General features: G+C 42.4%; 17 protein-coding genes. 7 read left to right on the top strand and 10 right to left on the bottom strand.

Annotation, left to right across the window (positions count from 1 at the left end):
* The first annotated feature begins 23 nt into the window (after positions 1–23).
* Together ACU6U9_RS23205 and ACU6U9_RS23210 are read left to right on the top strand one after the other, a co-directional pair.
* A complete protein-coding gene (locus ACU6U9_RS23205; RefSeq protein ID WP_446737253.1) occupies positions 24–1,655 on the top strand; it encodes an ABC transporter permease in 1,632 nt (543 codons plus the stop codon).
* Complete coding sequence (locus tag ACU6U9_RS23210) at positions 1,652–2,653, top strand: ABC transporter ATP-binding protein (protein WP_446737254.1); 1,002 nt, start codon at positions 1,652–1,654, stop codon at positions 2,651–2,653. Before ACU6U9_RS23205 ends, ACU6U9_RS23210 begins: the two co-directional genes overlap by 4 nt.
* Before the next feature lie 42 nt (positions 2,654–2,695).
* Here the strand turns inward: ACU6U9_RS23210 and ACU6U9_RS23215 are convergent, their stop codons facing one another.
* From ACU6U9_RS23215 to ACU6U9_RS23235, 5 genes are all read right to left on the bottom strand, one after another.
* Positions 2,696–2,941, bottom strand: a complete 246-nt coding sequence (locus ACU6U9_RS23215; RefSeq protein ID WP_446737255.1) for a YdcH family protein — start codon at positions 2,939–2,941, stop codon at positions 2,696–2,698.
* A 147-nt stretch (positions 2,942–3,088) separates the two neighbouring features.
* Complete coding sequence (locus ACU6U9_RS23220; protein WP_446737256.1) at positions 3,089–3,862, bottom strand: TonB-dependent receptor domain-containing protein; 774 nt, start codon at positions 3,860–3,862, stop codon at positions 3,089–3,091.
* Positions 3,843–5,183 (bottom strand): TonB-dependent receptor plug domain-containing protein, encoded by a 1,341-nt coding sequence (locus ACU6U9_RS23225; RefSeq protein ID WP_446737257.1) that lies wholly within the window; start codon positions 5,181–5,183, stop codon positions 3,843–3,845. Before ACU6U9_RS23225 ends, ACU6U9_RS23220 begins: the two co-directional genes overlap by 20 nt.
* The gene (locus tag ACU6U9_RS23230) at positions 5,146–6,348 is read right to left on the bottom strand and encodes a hypothetical protein (RefSeq protein ID WP_446737258.1); all 1,203 of its coding nucleotides are present in this window, start codon (positions 6,346–6,348) and stop codon (positions 5,146–5,148) included. The genes ACU6U9_RS23225 and ACU6U9_RS23230 overlap by 38 nt, the downstream gene beginning before the upstream one ends.
* 211 nt (positions 6,349–6,559) lie before the next feature.
* Entirely contained in the window at positions 6,560–6,904 is a 345-nt protein-coding gene (locus tag ACU6U9_RS23235; RefSeq protein WP_446737259.1) for a hypothetical protein, read from the bottom strand.
* A 247-nt stretch (positions 6,905–7,151) separates the two neighbouring features.
* Here ACU6U9_RS23235 and ACU6U9_RS23240 point away from each other — a divergent pair, with 247 nt between their 5' ends.
* Together ACU6U9_RS23240 and ACU6U9_RS23245 are read left to right on the top strand one after the other, a co-directional pair.
* Positions 7,152–8,378 (top strand): multidrug effflux MFS transporter, encoded by a 1,227-nt coding sequence (locus ACU6U9_RS23240; protein WP_446737260.1) that lies wholly within the window; start codon positions 7,152–7,154, stop codon positions 8,376–8,378.
* A gap of 24 nt (positions 8,379–8,402) precedes the next feature.
* The gene (locus tag ACU6U9_RS23245; RefSeq protein ID WP_446737261.1) at positions 8,403–8,906 is read left to right on the top strand and encodes a GNAT family N-acetyltransferase; all 504 of its coding nucleotides are present in this window, start codon (positions 8,403–8,405) and stop codon (positions 8,904–8,906) included.
* Between the two features lie 69 nt (positions 8,907–8,975).
* On the opposite strand, the gene ACU6U9_RS23250 is transcribed toward ACU6U9_RS23245, so the two are convergent.
* Entirely contained in the window at positions 8,976–10,112 is a 1,137-nt protein-coding gene (locus ACU6U9_RS23250; protein WP_446737262.1) for a potassium channel family protein, read from the bottom strand.
* A 215-nt stretch (positions 10,113–10,327) separates the two neighbouring features.
* Between ACU6U9_RS23250 and glnE the strand changes: the two genes are divergently transcribed.
* The 3 genes from glnE to ACU6U9_RS23265 all read left to right on the top strand — a co-directional run bounded on the left by glnE (position 10,328) and on the right by ACU6U9_RS23265 (position 15,096).
* Positions 10,328–13,219 carry a bifunctional [glutamate--ammonia ligase]-adenylyl-L-tyrosine phosphorylase/[glutamate--ammonia-ligase] adenylyltransferase gene (gene glnE / locus ACU6U9_RS23255; protein WP_446737263.1) on the top strand — a complete coding sequence of 964 codons (2,892 nt, stop codon included), beginning with the start codon at positions 10,328–10,330 and terminating at the stop codon, positions 13,217–13,219.
* A gap of 102 nt (positions 13,220–13,321) precedes the next feature.
* A complete protein-coding gene (locus ACU6U9_RS23260) occupies positions 13,322–14,317 on the top strand; it encodes a branched-chain amino acid aminotransferase (RefSeq protein ID WP_446735857.1) in 996 nt (331 codons plus the stop codon).
* A 326-nt stretch (positions 14,318–14,643) separates the two neighbouring features.
* Positions 14,644–15,096, top strand: a complete 453-nt coding sequence (locus tag ACU6U9_RS23265; protein WP_446735856.1) for a PEGA domain-containing protein — start codon at positions 14,644–14,646, stop codon at positions 15,094–15,096.
* A 453-nt stretch (positions 15,097–15,549) separates the two neighbouring features.
* On the opposite strand, the gene ACU6U9_RS23270 is transcribed toward ACU6U9_RS23265, so the two are convergent.
* From ACU6U9_RS23270 to ACU6U9_RS23285, 4 genes are all read right to left on the bottom strand, one after another.
* The gene (locus tag ACU6U9_RS23270; protein ID WP_446735855.1) at positions 15,550–17,097 is read right to left on the bottom strand and encodes a hypothetical protein; all 1,548 of its coding nucleotides are present in this window, start codon (positions 17,095–17,097) and stop codon (positions 15,550–15,552) included.
* Between the two features lie 205 nt (positions 17,098–17,302).
* A complete protein-coding gene (locus ACU6U9_RS23275) occupies positions 17,303–17,656 on the bottom strand; it encodes a DUF1330 domain-containing protein (protein WP_446737264.1) in 354 nt (117 codons plus the stop codon).
* A 186-nt stretch (positions 17,657–17,842) separates the two neighbouring features.
* Positions 17,843–18,061: a TIGR02450 family Trp-rich protein gene (locus ACU6U9_RS23280; RefSeq protein ID WP_446735853.1), complete on the bottom strand. Its 219-nt coding sequence runs from the start codon at positions 18,059–18,061 to the stop codon at positions 17,843–17,845.
* Positions 18,062–18,173: 112 nt separating this feature from the next.
* Complete coding sequence (locus ACU6U9_RS23285) at positions 18,174–18,581, bottom strand: GFA family protein (RefSeq protein WP_446735852.1); 408 nt, start codon at positions 18,579–18,581, stop codon at positions 18,174–18,176.
* Positions 18,582–18,607: the final 26 nt, after the last annotated feature.

An 18,607-nucleotide genomic window follows, 5' to 3' on the forward strand; every position in this document is an offset into this window, starting at 1 on the left:
CTGCATCCCTTATAATCGCCGCCATGTCCCAATCTAACAAACTCTTACCCGCTATCAGCCTAAGTGTGTCATTGCTGATGTTTATTCCCATACTCGCATTGGTGTATCAGGCGTTTTTTATTGTCGATGGCAATGACCACACCTTTGATAACATTCTCGACAGTGTGTTATGGCAATACATCAAAAACAGCTTATTGGTCGTGGCCACTACGCTTATCTTTGCTTGTTTGTTCGCCATCGCCCCTGCTTGGTGGTGTGCACGCTATGAATTTAAAGGTCGCCGTTTTTTACAATGGGCCATGGTGTTTCCGTTAGCCATACCGGCTTATGTCAGCGCTTATATTTATACAAAGGTGCTCGATTACCCAGGGCCCGTACAAAGTACGTTACGCCAATGGTTTGATTGGCAAAGTCCCAATGATTATTGGTTTTTTGATATGCGCTCTATTATCGGCGGCAGCCTCATGCTGGCGCTGGCGCTTTACCCTTATATCTATTTATTACTGCGCTACGGCTTTGCGAAACAAAGCGACCACCTTGATCATGCTGCGCGTTTGTTAGGCGCTAGCCCAAGACATGTATTCTTTAAAATACGTTTGGCCATGGCGCGTCCTGCTTTGGCGATTGGTTGTACGTTGGTTGCAATGGAGTCACTTGCCGATTTTGGTACCATGCACTTGTTTGCCATCAGTACCTTAACCACAGCAATTTATGACAGCTGGCTGGTGTATGGCAGTTTATCCACAGCTGCGAAATTATCCTGTTTGTTATTGTTGTTTATCGTGACACTGTCGTTATTAGAGCGCCAACAACGCAAGGCCCAAAAACAATACGAATCCCGTGGTCAGCAGTTATTGCAACGCAAAACCATTAGTGCGCGTAAAACCATTGGCATTTGGTTCGCATGTGGCGTTGTTTTAACATTAGGGTTTGTGATTCCCGTTGCCTATTTACTTGATTACACCATCACCTATTTACAGCAAAACTGGCAACCTCAATTATTACAGCACAGCTTGCATACTTTTTTATTAGCCAGCATTGCAGCGACTATTTGTATGGTCATTGCCATGATGCTTAACGGCCAATTGCGGTTTCACCCAAACCGATTTAATCAAAGTCAGCTAAGCTTGGCATCATTGGGGTATGCCATTCCGGGTACGGTGTTAGCCATTGCCGTTTTAATTCCCCTTGGTGCATTAGATGTGGCCATTCACGATGCCATGATGTGGGCCAATATGGACAGCTTGGGCCTAATTTTCTCTGGCACCAGCGTGGCGCTCTTATTTGCGTTTGTATTACGCTTTGTGGCCATTGCTAATGGCAGTATTCACAGCGGTTATCAACAAATAAGCCCCAACTTAGATTTAGCCGGTGCCAGTTTAGGTAAAAATAAAACCGGTATTTTTCGGTTGATTCATTTACCATTAATTCGCCCAATGGCCTTAAGTGCTTTTCTACTGGTGTTTATTGAATGTGTAAAAGAGTTACCCGCCGCGATTTTATTGCGCCCCTTCGATTTTGAAACCTTATCGACCTATGTTTATCAACATGCCAGTGATGATCAACTCGAACATGGCGCGTTGGCAGCCTTGTTAATTATTATCGTAAGCTTGCTGCCGATTATATTATTAAGCCGCACCCAGAGGATGTCATGAGTCAACCTGCATTACACATTGAAGATCTCGCGGTTCACCTGCAACAAAAAACCATATTAGAAGATTTTTCGTTATCGCTAAACGAAGGGGATATCCTGTGTTTGCTTGGCCCAAGTGGTTGCGGTAAAACCACGGCGTTAAAAGCCATTGCCGGTTTAATGGATACACAACACGGCACCATTCGTTTATTTGATGAACTGCTAAAAAAGAATAGCTATGAACGTGCGCCTGAAAAACGTGACATCGGGTTTATCTTTCAAGATTACGCACTGTTCCCTCATATGACGGTGGCACAAAATATTGGCTTTTCCCTAACCTCGTTAAGTAAAGAAGCTAAGCATGCGCAAATCGAAAACAGCTTAAACCTCGTGCATTTACATGGCTTAGGTGAACGTTATCCACACGAACTCAGTGGTGGGCAACAGCAACGCACCGCCGTTGCCCGTGCACTCGCTAAACGACCAAAGCTGTTGTTAATGGATGAGCCATTTTCAAACATCGACAGCCAAGTGAAGTACAAGCTCATGGATGAATTACGAGGCTTGCTCAAACAACACAACATTACATGTATTTTTGTCACCCACAGCAAACAAGAAGCCTTTAGTTTTGCCGATAAAACCGCCGTGTTAAATAACGGCAAGATAGAACAGCTGGATCATACGCAGGTCATATTTGAACAGCCTATTAATCCGTTTGTAGCGGAGTTTATGGAGTCTGGTAATCTTATTCCGGTGAAGCAAGTCCCAAGCGAATTATTCACTTACCCTATGGACTTTGCGAGTGACATGCACTGGCTTTTGCTGCGTGAAAACGGTTTCACTGAAACCCATGAATCTGGGCTAAAAGGGTTAATCGTAGACAGCCTGTATATGGGCTATCGCTATCGTAACCGCATCCAGTTTGATGATTTTTCGGTGTGGGTTGAAACACAAAAAGCGCTAACACCCCATGAACATATCTATTTACAATATGCCCACGAGCCATTAACGCTTAAATAAAATACGCTTAGGGATCAAATTAAAATGATCCGCTAACCCATATTAGGCAGGTTCAGCGACTAACAGAGCCAGTAATTTATCTTTTAAATTCAAACGCTGAACTTTCAGTTTATCCAGATATTCATCAGACGTTGCCTCAGCACCACTTTCAAAATGATGAATCGCTTTATCAACATCATGATATTCATTAAACAAGCGATGAAAATGCATGTTACTTGATTTCAAATCATGAATGCGTTCTTTATGCTCTGGGAATTCATTGGCTAGGCTGTGGTTTTCAATGGGCATTTTACGTCCTTATTTCCTGTGAGGTCTAAGTTCATTTTAGAACCCAAGGCAATAGCCCCCTTGATTTGCATCAAGGAAGCAGCCAATTGCTATCCGAACATTTCATTGCTGTTCATAAAAAACAAACAACATTGAGCCGAATCACTATTAGAACGCGTAAGTCACCCCTAAATTAATATTTCGTCCCATCACAGGACTAAACTCTTTTAAGTAACTCACATGATTGCGCCCAAATTCATCCGTTAGGTTGTGGGCTTTAAGATAAACCTGCACAGACGAATCTGGTAACGGCTTGGTATAAGCAGCGTATAGATTAATCACATGATAATCGGATGTTTGTGTTTCGTTGTTTGCGACATCGGTTTGCTCAGCATAATATTTTACGTCCGAGGTGACTTGCCAATTACCGGTATACCATTTTAGCCCACTGGTTAATGTCAGTGGTGGTGTGCGGGGCAGATTTTTATTCACGCCGTCTTTTAAACGTGCTTGCACAAAATCAGCCCGAGTAAACCACTGCCAATTCGCACTCACGTCATAATCAAGTTGCCATTCTGCACCGGTGAACCAAGCATCTTTTTGCTCATTACGGTAAACAGGGTTGCGATGAAACGGGTCAACCATGTCTTTCAGATCATTATAGATATAACCATCAAAGTCATAATAATAAACCGCACCTTGCAGCTGATAATTTAAGCCATAATACACCCATGTGATATCAAGGCTGTAAGCCGTTTCAATATCTAAGTCCGGATTATCCAACTGGAAACTAAACGTCGCATGATGGTCACCATTCCAATACAACTCATCGGCGGCAGGTGCTCGCTGTGAGCGCGACACACTTAAGCCAAGCTTTTGTTTTTCAAAACGCCATGTCATAGCGGCACTCATTGACGCAGAATCAAACGTTTTTATCGGCATAGTAACTTGCAGACTGACGATAAGACGGCAGAATCGAAACGGGGTCGGCTTCAATCACGCGCTGATCAAACCGGGCGCCCAATTCAAGCAACCCCATTGCCCAATCGCGCTCCATGACCCAGAACACACCCAGGTCTTGAGTCTCGGTCAGCGGCATCGGCGTATCATGCGCAAACGCATTACCGTCAATCACATCATTGTTCAAGTTACTGCCCTCCTCACCATTCCAGCTTAAGTTGCTGTAATTAGGAATGTCAGGGCAGCCACTGTGATCATGACACAGTTGCAAGTCTTGCTTGGACAATTGAACCCCCAAACTAGATTGCCAACCAGCGATATTGGACCAACTTAACGTCGTTTTAAATTCACTGGATGTTTTATCAAATAAACCCACAACAGTATCGTCGAAGTTTTCGCCATGTTCGTAATCAATATGGGTGAATTGTGTTTTTATTTTCTCAACACCCGGCAAAGAATAAACGATACTTTGCGCATCGAATCGTAGCTGACTCGGATCAACCGTAGCTCGCTTATTTTCAGGGTTTGGCACGCCATATTCGTAATCCAAAACAGACACCGCGATACCATGCGCGTTGCCATTTTGCTGAATATAATTCAAACCTGCATTGGCACCTTGGCTATCACTGGCTGTATTACCAATGGTTTCACCATTACCAGCCTCGAAGTTTTCACTGCTGCGGCTAAAACCATCAAGGTGCATCACCCATTGGCCATTGCCCACATCGGTGCTCGCACTGATATTAGTGCCTTCATTCGCGCTACTGACAGAGCTGTGCACGCGGCCTTCCCATCCGTGTAACGGGATTTCGTGAAAGCGAGAGTCCGACATGTTAACCACACCGCCCATAGCGCCACTGCCAAAACGCAATGTATTGGGCCCGTAAATCACTTCAAGTTGATTGGCGTTAGCCGCATCGACCATAGGTGCATGATCACTGCTCATGGCCGAAACATCGGCGCTGTCCGTGCCATTAATCGCCATCTTTACACGGTTACCGCCTAAGCCACGAATAACCGGACGGCCCACACCCGCGCCAAAGCTGGCATTCGAAATGCCAGGTAGGCTTGATAACAGCTCACCAATGGTATCGCCATTTTGCGCTTGTATTTCTTCTTTGCTAAACACTCGAATAGGTTGCGCGACGTCATCCAACAATTGCCCAGAGGCCGTCACACGCACTTCGTCTAACATAACATCACTGCTGGCACTGCTGCTAAACCCCACAGCCAGCACAAAGCTGGCAGTGGTCAGTGTCATGTTTTTAATGGTCATGGTTATGATCGTCTTCGTCTTTTTCATGGAAAATAACCATATCGCTAATATCACTCACACCTAGGTTGAAGCGTTCATGAACGTGATAACCATTTGGGTTTGTTGTTGGTTCGTCCACATCAATTTCATACCCTTTTTGGGCACGATTATCCAAAACCAATGCGGTTTTCGATGCAGACGCCATGACAAAGTCATCGCAATCAGATGCCGCTGACTCATCGAGAGTAATGGCTTTTAATTTCTCGCCCTCATGATTTAACACAGTGAAGTTGCCTGCAGCACTCACCGCTAGAATATCTTGCGATTCGCTATCAAGTTTTACCTCACAAATATTTTGAGTAAAGGCAAACGTAGACGCATCTGATCCTTTAACCACAACCAGATTCTCGCTGTCATCCAGTTCTATAACCGCATAGTTTTTTGTGTTGGGTTCAAACCCCACCACAACATGCCCTTGAGCACGCCAAACATAGTTTGTTGCGGTTCCGTCTAGGGTAAGGGCTGAATCTGTAAAGGTATGTTCACCCGTTGTTTCATTTTCTTCGATGATTAACGCCGAGGCTTGGTTACCACAAGAGACTACGATCAACTCCGAGGTTTGACCGTGATGAGTAGGCGTTGCACACGCAAAGCTGTGCTCTTGTGTCGCCCCTTCATAAGCCACAGCATTAGTGCCGTTGAATAGCAGTTTAAGGTCGTGCTCTTCTTCTAGAATAAGAGCTGGGTAAGTCTCAACGACTGATAGGCTAAAAGAGCTTTCTGTTTCAGGGGTTTCTTTTTCAAGTTCATCATAAGCGACAAAAGTCGTGCTGCCCGCATCTAAAACTGCAAAATGACCATTCGTGGTTATGACTTTACTTGCGATTAAAGAGAAGTCCAAAACATGTGCTTCTTCATGGGCTTCATCGCCTTCTTCTTCATGGGCTTCATCTTCCTCTTCGTGTAAACCATGCACAAAGTTAACGGTTGTGTTGCTTAATACCGCCGCATAAGCGCCTGTTTCACCGAGCACAAATGATGCACCGTTACCGGCTGCCGAATCATCTAGTGATTCAAGCTCGCCTTCTTCTAGTAGTGAAAGGGTATCCGTCGTGCTTTGTGAAACGAGAATCGAATGCTCATGTTCGTGGTCATGATCATCAGTATCCGCTTGTTTGCTGTCATTGCTGCTACTGCTACCACAACCCGCCAAAGGCCAACGTTGCGATACTTACCCAGATTAAATTTTGATTAGATTGCTTCATTTTTTAACTCTATATAACTTTTCGTTTTAATAACGCAACGCCCCGCTGACAACAGCGGATAAAATACACGACGCTACAACACGGTCCACATTTATGGCCGCACACAAATAATTAAGCTCAGCTTAAGCTGTGCCTTGATTAAATTTTGGTAATTAAACGTTAGATAGAGTTGGGGGGTGCACGTGCTTGTTGTTTCTCAAGCTGAGAAAGCACTAAGGCAATGGGGTGGAAAGTTTGTTCCTCTAATGCTTGCTTAGCATTGATACAGTCAGAGCTGACTTCAGGAACCGCTGCACTGCCGTCCAACACGAACATAGGGCAGTCAACGGTATGGTGGTGATCAACCAGTTGATCATGCACTAGCTGCAAGCTGCCACTGATCAGTATGATCAATGCCAACATAGAGGCAATTAAGCCATTATGTTTACGCAAGCGCGAATGCTGGATAAATTTCATGGCGACCATCATACGATTTGTTGCAAGGGGCTTCAATCGTAAATGCATTTTATATTCAAATGTGTGTGGCTGGTACCGAGCTATGACCAAAAGCCATAACCACTGGTAACAGATCTAAACAATCGTGATTCGCATGGACCCCGATAATTCATATGCCATTATATCGAAACGATCTAACTGCCTAATACGATGCAATAGTCTGTCTCATGTTATGGGCTCACAGCCATAATGAAATTATGTTTTACTCACTGTCCCCCGTTTTCATCTACGCTTGTTTAATACCCTTGAGTTTCTTATGTCCAATCCTACCTTACAAATTAGCCGCTTAGAGTTCATCGCTTTAATGGCCGCCCTTATGTCGATGGTCGCGTTATCGATCGACGCTATGCTGCCCGCTTTGAGTATCATTGGCCAAGATTTAAATATTGCAAACCCAAATGATAGCCAGCTCATTATTTCAAGTGTGTTCTTAGGCATGGCATTTGGGCTCATTATTTATGGGCCAATTTCTGATTCATTTGGTCGCAAGAAAGCCATTTACCTTGGCCTTGTGATTTTTCTCGTGGGTTGTTTAATTTCCATTTTTGCACAAGATTTTAATCAAATGTTACTGGGCAGAGTGCTACAAGGTTTTGGTGCGGCCGCTTGTCGTGTGGTCACCATTGCTATGATGCGAGACAAGTATGATGGCAAAGAAATGGCGAAGATTATGTCGCTCATTATGATGGTCTTCATCATGGTACCCGCACTAGCCCCTTCGGTTGGCCAAATCGTTTTACTGTTCGCTAACTGGCATTACATTTTTGTCGTATTATTTGTCTTTGCCATTATCAGTGTACTTTGGTTGCATATACGTCAACCTGAAACCCTAAGTGAAGAAAATCGTATTGGCTTTTCATTAACGAACATTAAGCAGGGTATGATTGAAACGATCAAACACCCTGAAGCACGAACTTACACATTATGTGCTGGCATTATGTTTGGTGCGTTTGTTGGGTATTTAAGCTCGTCGCAACAAATTTTACAGGTGCAATATGGCACAGGGGATTTATTCTCTATTTACTTTGGCGTGTTAGCGTTGGCTATTGGTTTTTCTTCGTTTGCAAATTCTAAATTGGTGATGAAAATTCCAATGCAAACTCTTTGCATTGCTGCATTATGGGTTGTACTAATAACATCTGTTTTATTTTTTGGTTATGCTGAGCTAGTTGATGAGAAACCCGGTTTACTGAGTTTCATGGCTTACATGATGTGCACCTTTTTCTGCTTTGGTATTTTATTTGGTAACTTCAACGCCTTGGCAGTGCACCCTCTTGGTCATATCGCAGGTGTGGCAACGTCGGTAATTAGTACAGTGCAAACGCTTATTTCTGTTGTGGTTGGCACATATGTAGGTCAGCATTATAATGGCACCGTGATTCCTTTGGTGGTTGGCTTTATTATTTGCAGCGGCATTACCTTAGTTTTAATTGCATTGTTACGCCATCGCGTAAAGCTAATGACACAAGACGTTAATATTTAACACTCGATTTTAAAAAGAACAAATATGTCGAACATTGATATCTTTTACCTAGAAATGAACAGTCCAGCCCAAGTCAAAGGCAAGCCATCGATTGATGGCTTGGACGTACAATACTGCGCAATAAAGCAATGGCCGCTGAATAAATTTTTATACAGTTATGTCGGTTCGCCTTATAGCTGGACAGACAAACTCAGCGAATCCGATGCACAATGGCAAACTTATGTAGACGACCCAAACCTTCACACCTGGGTTGCCCACTATAAAGGTGCCATAGCGGGTTACGTTGAAATGCAGCAGCAAGCGCAAGGTGACGTAGAAATTGCCTATTTTGGCTTAACACCTGAATTTGTTGGCAAAGGCATGGGCGGCTATTTTCTAACATCTGCACTTGAACAAGCCTGGTCTTTACCAAATACCAAGCGAGTTTGGCTACATACTTGCTCGCTTGATCACCCAAGCGCAAAAACAAACTATGAAGCACGAGGCTTTATGCATTATAAAACCGAACAAGACGCGTCGGACCCATAGTTTAATCGTTATTCCGCAGACACAAAAAAGCCGATCACTAGATCGGCTTTTTATATTTGCAGGTATGAATCACTCAGGCTCTTGGGAGTCTAAAACAAATTTTTGAAATGCCTTTTGAAACGCCTCGGTAACATCTTCTTGTGTTGGCACTTGATCACTTTTTACTAAAATAATTAAGCTTTGCGCATAGACACGCACATCACCTCGTGGATGCACAGTGATATCACCATCTTTGTTAATAAATGCCATCGGCGTGCCCACACCCGCTTTTAACATAGCGGTTACCACATCGGCCCAGCTTTCTCCCTCTAGCCAAATACTATAGCGCTCAGGGTGATCGTCCTTGCGGGTAAACATATCTTCAATTACAACTTCACTACCAGGTGCATCCATGGCACGAACCAATATTTCAGGGTAAGAACGAATGGGCCTTAATATGGAGCTAACATCAAGATCAAGCATTCTTCCTCGGTTAGCATCTATCACACACTCCACCAATGTTAAGTGGGCCAAGCGCAAATTCGCTAAGCGATGAACGATATCAAAGCTGATGCTGTCGCTATCGGCATGGTATTCGTCTCGGGCTAATACAAATATGTGTTTTGCTAATTTAGCCTCTGCACGCGCTAGGTCATCGTCATTGTTGCCATTACCCAGAATATGCCGCACACCCAAATCTTTTAATTGGGCCGACAAGCCATCACCAAACTCGGTGTTAAGCAGTAGGATATCGATGTCTTTGTTTTCTTCATCCTCACGAATTTGTGTCACTAAGCGCTGGAAGAATTGATCGGCATTATATTTTGGTGCGTTAATAATTAAAATGTGGTCTTTCATATTCCAATCCCATAAACCAGAGCGAATGCGTTCATTTCGCGCGACGCGATAATCAATATAATCACGTACTAAAAATGTGACCATGGTAATGGCCGTTATAAAAATCAATAAAATAGTGGCGGCTTGCCCGGGCATTGTTTTAGCGCTTAAGTCACCATAACCGACCGTTGTGATCGTGGTCAGAGTCATCCAAATCGCCTGCCAAGGCGAAAATGACTCAAACACGATCATGGCTATCACGTGCAGCACCATTAAGCTGAAAATCATAAAAATGGTGCGCTTAATCTTTGATAAAATTCGCGCATCAGAGCCCAGCATGGCTTGACTGAGTATGGGCTCCTTACTCTCTCTTGACGGTAAAATTTTCATATAATGTCATAACAAAAATAAGCCTGCACTATGGCATAAAGGCTACTGCACCCTCAAGTGGCAAGCGTAATATATTAGCTATCAGCAGCATCATAACTGCTTTTTATCGCCTTTAGTGATGGCAAGCTCACCAGAAACATCAAGACGCTGTCACCATTTGGGGCTACAATTATTCACTTAGCTGGCATTAATATAAACAAACAAGGAATACCAAAATGTGGTCTCAGGTCCCTGCGTGTCTTACTGAATTTTCTGCAAAGCGTCGCGACCTATTAACCGCTCTTATTAATAGCCATAGTGAACTAGCTAACATTAATAAAAGTGAAGCATTACTAAAAACACTCACTTTAAGTGACTATGTGTTTAACAGCATTCAATCATGTCCCACTATTGCGCAGAAAATGCTCGCCGATGACTTTCTTGGGCAGCCCTTAAATCAAACCGCGATTGAAAATGAGCTGAGCCAAAAACTTGAGCAATGCACAGACGATACAGAGCTTTATCAGCAATTAAGAGAATTCCGTCGTCTACACCAAATGCGCATGATTCATCGCGATCTTAATCGAGCATCGTCACTACAAGATACTCTGACCGAACTGTCCTTTTTAGCCGACACCAATATTCGCTGTACCTTAGCTTGGCTAGATAAAAAATTACAGCTGCGTTATGGCCAACCCATGGCCAAAAAAAGTGGTGAACCGCAGTCATTAATTGTGATTGCTATGGGCAAACAAGGGGCTGGCGAATTAAACCTATCGAGTGATATTGATTTAATTTTTGCATTCAGTGAAAACGGCGATACACATGCAAGTGATGGTCAAAAAAGTATTTCGAATCAAGAGTATTTTACGAAGCTTGGCCAAGCGTTAATCCAAAGTTTAGATAAAGTCACACAAGATGGTTTTGTTTATCGCGTTGATATGCGCTTGCGCCCGTATGGGCAGTCAGGCCCTTTGGCCATGAATTTTGCCGCCCTTGAAAATTATTACCACGATCAAGGGCGTGACTGGGAACGCTATGCCATGATCAAAGCGCGAGCCGTCACGGGTAATGCTCAACATATCCAAGAACTCATGAAAATTTTGCGGCCGTTCAGCTATCGTAAATATGTGGACTTCAGCGCATTTGAATCATTACGTGAAATGAAAGCCCGTATTCGCCAAGAAACCATCCGTCGAAACCTAGGCAATAACGTTAAACTCGGCAGCGGAGGCATACGTGAAATTGAATTTATCGCACAGGCGTTTCAATTAATCCGTGGCGGTAAAGAAATAGAGCTGCAACAGCCGAATATATTTAAAGTATTTAATTACCTTAAAGAACACGAATACCTGCCCTTTAACGCGGTTAAAGAGCTGCTGGCTGCGTATCATTTTTTACGCGATGCTGAGCACGCCATTCAAGGGATTAATGACGAACAAAGCCAAACACTCCCCACTGATGGCTTTAATCAGGCACGCATTGCCTGCTATATGGGGTTTGAGGACTGGGCAACATTTGCTACCCACTTAGATGAACACCGAGACAATGTCATTTTGCACTTTAAAAACATTGTCGCCGACGATAGCGAGCAAGAAAAACAAGAAGATTTAGAGCCTTGGCAAATCATCTGGTTTCACCAACAAGATGATGAGCACCCGGGCGATCAAAGCAGTGATCCTATTAACACCATTGAGCTACAGCAAACACTCCAAAAATTACGTGATCTAGCCGACCATAAAATGCAGGCCATTGGTAAGCAGCGTCTAGATAAAGTCATGCCATTACTGCTTAAAGCCTTATGGCAGTGTGACAAACCACAACAAACTCTTGAGCGCTTGGTGCCCTTACTTGAAGCCATACTGCGCAGAACCGCTTATCTAGTACTGCTTAGTGAAAACCCTTCAGCATTGCAGCAGCTGGTGCGCTTATGCGGCGCCAGTCCTTGGATTGCTAAAAGCATCGCAGAAACGCCGCTGTTACTGGATGAGCTATTACACCCCGCTCATCTCTATAACCCCAACGATAAAGCCGGCATGATTGCCGACCTAGACCAACGCTTGCTCCGCATAGAACCACTAGACCTAGAAGAACAAATGGATGCCCTACGTCACTATGCTAGCGCCAACAAACTGCAAATTGCCGCCAGCGATATCACAGGTGCACTGCCTCTAATGAAAGTGAGTGATCACCTAACGTGGTTGGCCGAAACGGTATTAGAGCGCGCGTTATGGATGTCATGGGAACAAATGGTCGATAAGTACGGCCACCCTAGCAATGCACAAGGGGATGCCGTCACTGAGCCTGAGTTTTTAATTTTAGGGTATGGCAAGCTTGGCGGCATAGAGCTCAGTTATGGCTCCGACCTAGACATGGTGTTTCTACACAGTGGTACCGTTAATAAATACACCAAAGGCGAACGTGAATTAGAAAACGGCGTATTTTATACCCGCATGGGTCAGCGCTTAATTCATATCCTTAATACCACCACTCGTGCAGGGCAGTTATATGAGGCTGACATGCGACTGCGCCCCAGTGGCTCAAGCGGCATGATCGTCGCGTCACTGAACGCATTCGAAAAATACCAGCAACAAGAAGCGTGGACATGGGAGCACCAAGCGCTCATTCGAGCCCGCGTCATCACAGGTGATGACGCCGTTGCGCAAAAATATACCCAAATTCGAACAGAAATCCTCACAAAAGACAGGGATCCCAAGCAACTACAGCAAGAAGTGCGAGAAATGCGCGAAAAAATGCGCGATAATCTTGGCTCCCAAAGTGTGGGCAAAACCGAATTTCAGCTTAAGCAGGATGCTGGCGGCATAGTGGATATTGAGTTCATGGTGCAGTACCTCGTACTGGCACAGTGTAAACAGCATCCACAATTACTGTCTTGGACAGATAATATCCGTCTACTGGAAACCTTAGCGTCTCATAACATCATCGACACTGAGCAAAGTGACGCCCTCAAACAGGCTTATATTGCCTACCGCTCATTGGCACACCGTCGGGCCTTACAGAACCAAAAGTTACTGTCAGACCCCAATGAGCTCGACCAAGCTGGGTTAACACCCCACATCGACACGGTTAAAGCACTTTGGCAACAGATTATGAATTCTGCCCAGTAAACGGCTAATTGGCCTTGCTGCGACAGCGCATTCAACTGCATCACAATGATTGAGTCGGCAAGCCACTATTAGGGCTTGCGCGCACACACTTAGGAATAGGTAATGGCCGCATTTGGAACCGTTTTCATGCCGAAAATGGCATTAGCAACATACGAAAACAATGCTTGGACTGCTTCAAGCATTGTTGCATCCAACAAACTAGAGCTGCACCCTGGCGCGCATGTCTTGCATTATTCAAGCACCTGCTTTGAAGGCTTAAAAGCGTTTAAGCACGACGATGGCAGCGTGAATATTTTCCGCATGGATGCCAACATCCAACGCATGGCACAAAGCACTGACTTATTGTTTTTACCTGAAATCAATAAAGAACAACTTGCGCAAATGATCCAAGAAACCGTAGCTATGTATGTTGACGACGTGCCTGCGGCACCGGGTTCCATGTACATTCGCCCAACGCACATCGGTACTGAGCCGAGTATTGGTAAAGCCGCCGTTTCTTCTGAAACTTCATTGCTGTACGTACTGCTATCACCAGTAGGAGATTATTTTGCAGGTGGTGCAAAACCGTTACGTTTATTACTTGAAGAAGACGGTATGCGCTGCGCGCCGCATATGGGAATGATTAAAAGCGGCGGCAACTACGCCAGCGCACTGGGCCCAATTGCACGCGCACGTAAGCAAAACAACGCAGACCAAGTTTTGTTTTGCCCTAATGGCGACGTACAAGAAACGGGTGCTGCTAACTTCATTTTGATTGATGGTAATGAAATCATCACCAAAGCATTAGACACCTCGTTTTTACACGGCATTACCCGTGATTCGATTTTGACCATCGCCCGTGACTTAGGCATGACCGTAACCGAACGCGACTTCACCGTCAGCGAATTAATTGAACGCGCACAAAAGCCAGGCACAGAAGCCGCCCTTTCTGGCACGGCAGCTGTATTAACACCAGTGGGGACGTTCATTCACAACGGCGAAGAGATTACCGTGGGTTCTGGCGAACCAGGCGCAACCACATTAAAGCTGCGTCAAGCATTGAACGATATTCAATGGGGTAAAGCAGAAGATAAGTTTGGTTGGTTAACTAAGGTTTAGGAAGTTGCCATTTCGACACGCTCGTTCCTCGCTACTCAGGATGAACGGGCTATAAGTAATCAAGCAATAACCGCTTATGAATTTGTTAATGTAGCTCGCAGCGAAAAATAAATTCTAGCCACTGCAAAAAATAGACCTCAAGCTCTATCAACGTATATTGTATAGACTTAATAATCCATATTAAAAAACATAATAACAACGCCACCATAGCATTTAATTGTTAGATATTTAACTATACATGCGTCTAATTAACGCACACCATTAATTGAAATATCTTATTTTTTAATCATAAATCAAACATATTAATTTATTAAAAGGACAAATACTTGTTCATATTAAAACCTATAATAATTACAACATTATTATTTTTGTCAGGCTGCTCAACGAATAAAGTTGTCTTTTCCGTTCAAAGCTCACCGTCAAACGCCCAGATTGATGTAAATGGAAAAGAAAAGGGCGTAACTCCCACAAAAATATCATTAGAATGTTCAAAGGAGTGGGTTGGTATAATGGTAACACCTACAGGGTGGCTTCGAACCTCTGATCTTTATGAGATAAAAGTGCACCCACCATTAGGGCATCATGGGCAATCTCAATCTCAGTTCATTGATCCCTGTAAATGGTCTGGCAAATACCAACCAACATTAAATTATGAATTTAGCATTATCACTAGTAAAGATAATTTAACTGAATCCATACGCTCATTAAAAATACTTAGGGATCAAAATATACTGACTGAAAAAGAATATAAACAAAAATTACTTCAATTAGTTGAATAGCTTGTTTGTAGAAACCACATAAGCCTGTGTGTCTCAAGTTTCATAGTTTTATCACAACACCTCGGTAACTTTGATATACCTCAATAGTATTTGAATGGTATTAATTAGAAGATCAATTTCACTTCCGAACTAGACGCTAAAAATATAAACCGCTTGTGGAAACACAAACGGTTTTTTTAATCTCTAAATAAAGTATTCTTTCACCTAATCAATTGTAAGCCACAAAAATGTGCCTTTAGCCAACGGGCCTTTCTATTTTCAAATCCATGAGGCATTGATGCTTCGAACTTTATTCCTTGCCCTTATTTCATTTCAATTTTTTTTAGACGCAAGAATAACCGTAAGCTCACTTTTTTCGAGCCAGATATATTTTGTGGTGCCGGAATCAGGTTTTTTTGAAAAAATAATTATTCCATAAAAAGAATTAATCCAGACACCCATGATAAGAAAATGTTAATTGATCACACCCAAATCTAATTCAATAATTTGAATTTGATCATCTGTCATACTCGGATCTGGACGTCGCTTGACTTCAATACTTATATCTTTTCCAACCATATCACTAGTCAAATAAATATCTGCATCACCCGTTGGGCCATAACAAATTCGATCAGTAATAAAAATTATTGGTTGAGATACACCATCAAGGCTCCAAGTAATTTCATCGCCTATTTTGCACGTTTCGAATATTAATCTGTTATTTTGCTCTACTTTACCAGAAACACTATCTCTCAATTTACTATTATGATGAATCGATATTTCCGTCCCGTTCGTATTTTCAGCACCAAAGCAATCAACTAACTTGCCAAGATAAGAAAATGTACAACCAATTTTAACGATACCGCCCGTTTGCTGGGGGATGCGTATGGAAAAATTATTATCTGCATCATTCTGCGTTACGAGATCAAAATCAACGTCTTCTGTCAGCAGCATATCTTGATAGATTATTCTCATGGTTGAAAAATCGACTTTTTCTGCACTACGAAACTTTCCGGAAAAAACCCAAGGAGCCCCTTCTGCATATAAATTATCAATAATGTCAAAAATAGTAGTGACAGGATTAGCTTGTTCATTGATTACCGTTTCGAAGCATACCTCTTCAGAGGGCGTCGAATTACTGTCTTTAAAATTTGCATAATTCTGAGTAACACATATTTTTATATTTTCTGAAAAATAATCCTTTAATAATATTAATTTTTCATTGGTTGATATTTCAACATTATTTAAAAACCATTTATATTCACTCGAAACATGTCGAGTGTAATTGTAAGAACTTCTCACATTGGGTCTAATTTCTCCGTCAAGGGAAAATATACCTGTTAAACCTAAAATACTGACATCAGGCACTTTGGCATTTGGCACAACTACCGTAGAGGAATATTTCACACATTGCTTCGTCACTAATTCATAAACACAAAACTTAACTTTGTCCAAGTTTGAATTTTGAAATTGAAACTGATCAGCTGTTGAGTGATAAATATCATTGTCATCAAACCAGCGCACCTCCCAAGTATTGATATCGGGCATTGAGCTCCACTGAATAGCTGACTCAAAGTAATCTCCTTTATCAAACGCATCTAGGCTAATGATTTTACTGGCGAGTGTTGGAATCGCTTTTATAACAATTGGTTCAGAGCAAAATGCTGAGCCTTTACGACCATCAGTTAGTGCAGGAGCGACACAAGCTTTAATAAAACCAATATGTGTATTCAACAAATCAATATTGGCGCCTTCTTGAATCTCTTGATCGTCTTGGCTCAACCAATAGCTACGCGAGGCATCTATCATATGCATATCATTATCGACAAATGAATGACGAACTATAAGGGTGGTCCCCTCAAAGGCATAACGTGAACTGTCATCTCCTTGCAAATTTTCAATAATTAAAAATGAGATATTAGGAATTTGTTTTTCCAATTGTACAGGTGGCACAGAATTAGAGCCGCCACCGCCACAAGCGGTGACTACAAACATTAAAGACATATAAATCAGAGGTTTCATTTTTACACCCACACAATAAGCTGACTAAATGGTCAGCATTATGCATGTTTCATAACCTCCCACAATATATATTTTGTAAAGATACTGGCTAGGTTGTTAACATACGGGGATAAAGCATTATTTATCAATGACTTATAAGGATCAGTTCGTCACTACATTGGTAATTTTCTACAATGGAGTACCTTAGAGATAGCAACAATTTTAATTAAGGAACGCTCTCAACGACCAATAGCTTGACTAATGGCGGAATATTTCGCCATGCCATCTCATGCATTGCAATAACGGTCTTACTCGACACGGCCTGATCAAAATAGCTTGCCTTAGCCGCCAAATATTCAGTGCACGAGAAAAATTCGTCCATTATTTTTTTGCTTGGAAACTCAATAGTAAAAACACGGTTTATAGAATCTGTTGTTTTTGAGATCAGCACTTCAGATACTTTAAAATCAAAACCGAACGCGCCACCATAGGAATGTAAAATAGGCGTCATAACCTCACGGTAACGCTGATACACTGCATCATCATTCACATTCATGCCCATTACAATTTGAAACGCCATACATCACTCCTTTTTAGCAGCATTGTAAATTTTAACTTTTTGAGCGTAAATAATTCGAGGGAAAAATAATATTGCTCTGTTTATCAATGTGAACAATAGCGTCGGCAATAACATTACCAACGCCATAGTAGCTAGATCATTTATATATATTCTGGGATTGGCTATTTATAAACAATATAGCCAAGATCAATACTTCCAACCTTGCGCCCACAAATTTTGGTCGCTTAAGTCATGCCAATTGATCGCCTGTTCTCGTTTTGTCATGACCGCTTCTATTGTACACAAGGTAACATTACCCTCTTCGTCATATTCAACATCTGTGACCATAAAGTGCTTTTCTTTATTGCTAGGGTTTAACGCTGTCCACTTACTATGCAATAATTTTTTACTGCTGACTTTATTCATATCCAACCCTTGAGCATGTGTAAGAATACACATTAAGTACGAAGGCTCCCTCTAAATAGATTACATATAATATTGTGAGTTCACATTTTCGAATCTAAAAGCGAGGGTATATTTACTCGGGAAACCCATCAAATTTTGTTGCGCATAAACCTGACTTAAGCCAAGATGCTTCTTCAACTGAAAAGATATTCGCTTGTGGTACGAGATCGAACGCATCATTAAGTGAGCCTGCTGGTATAATTAATGACGTTTTCGTCTTATTAACACAAGGTAAAGCGGACCCACACGCCTGACAAAATGCTTTCGAGAACGCCCTAGAAGGATGTTCATAATTAATAATATTGTTTTCACCTGTTAACCATTCAATATTATCAACATTCGTAAATATATTGGATGAAAACGCAGATCCCGTGAGTTGCTTACACTGTTTACAATGACACTGATAAAACACTTTAACGTGATTAACCAAAGTAAAGGTAACTTCTCCACATAAACACCCACCCGTTAATTCATTTTTCATTTAAAATGCCTTTTTATCGTCGATAT

This window comes from Pseudomonas sp. HK3, from assembly GCF_052920985.1.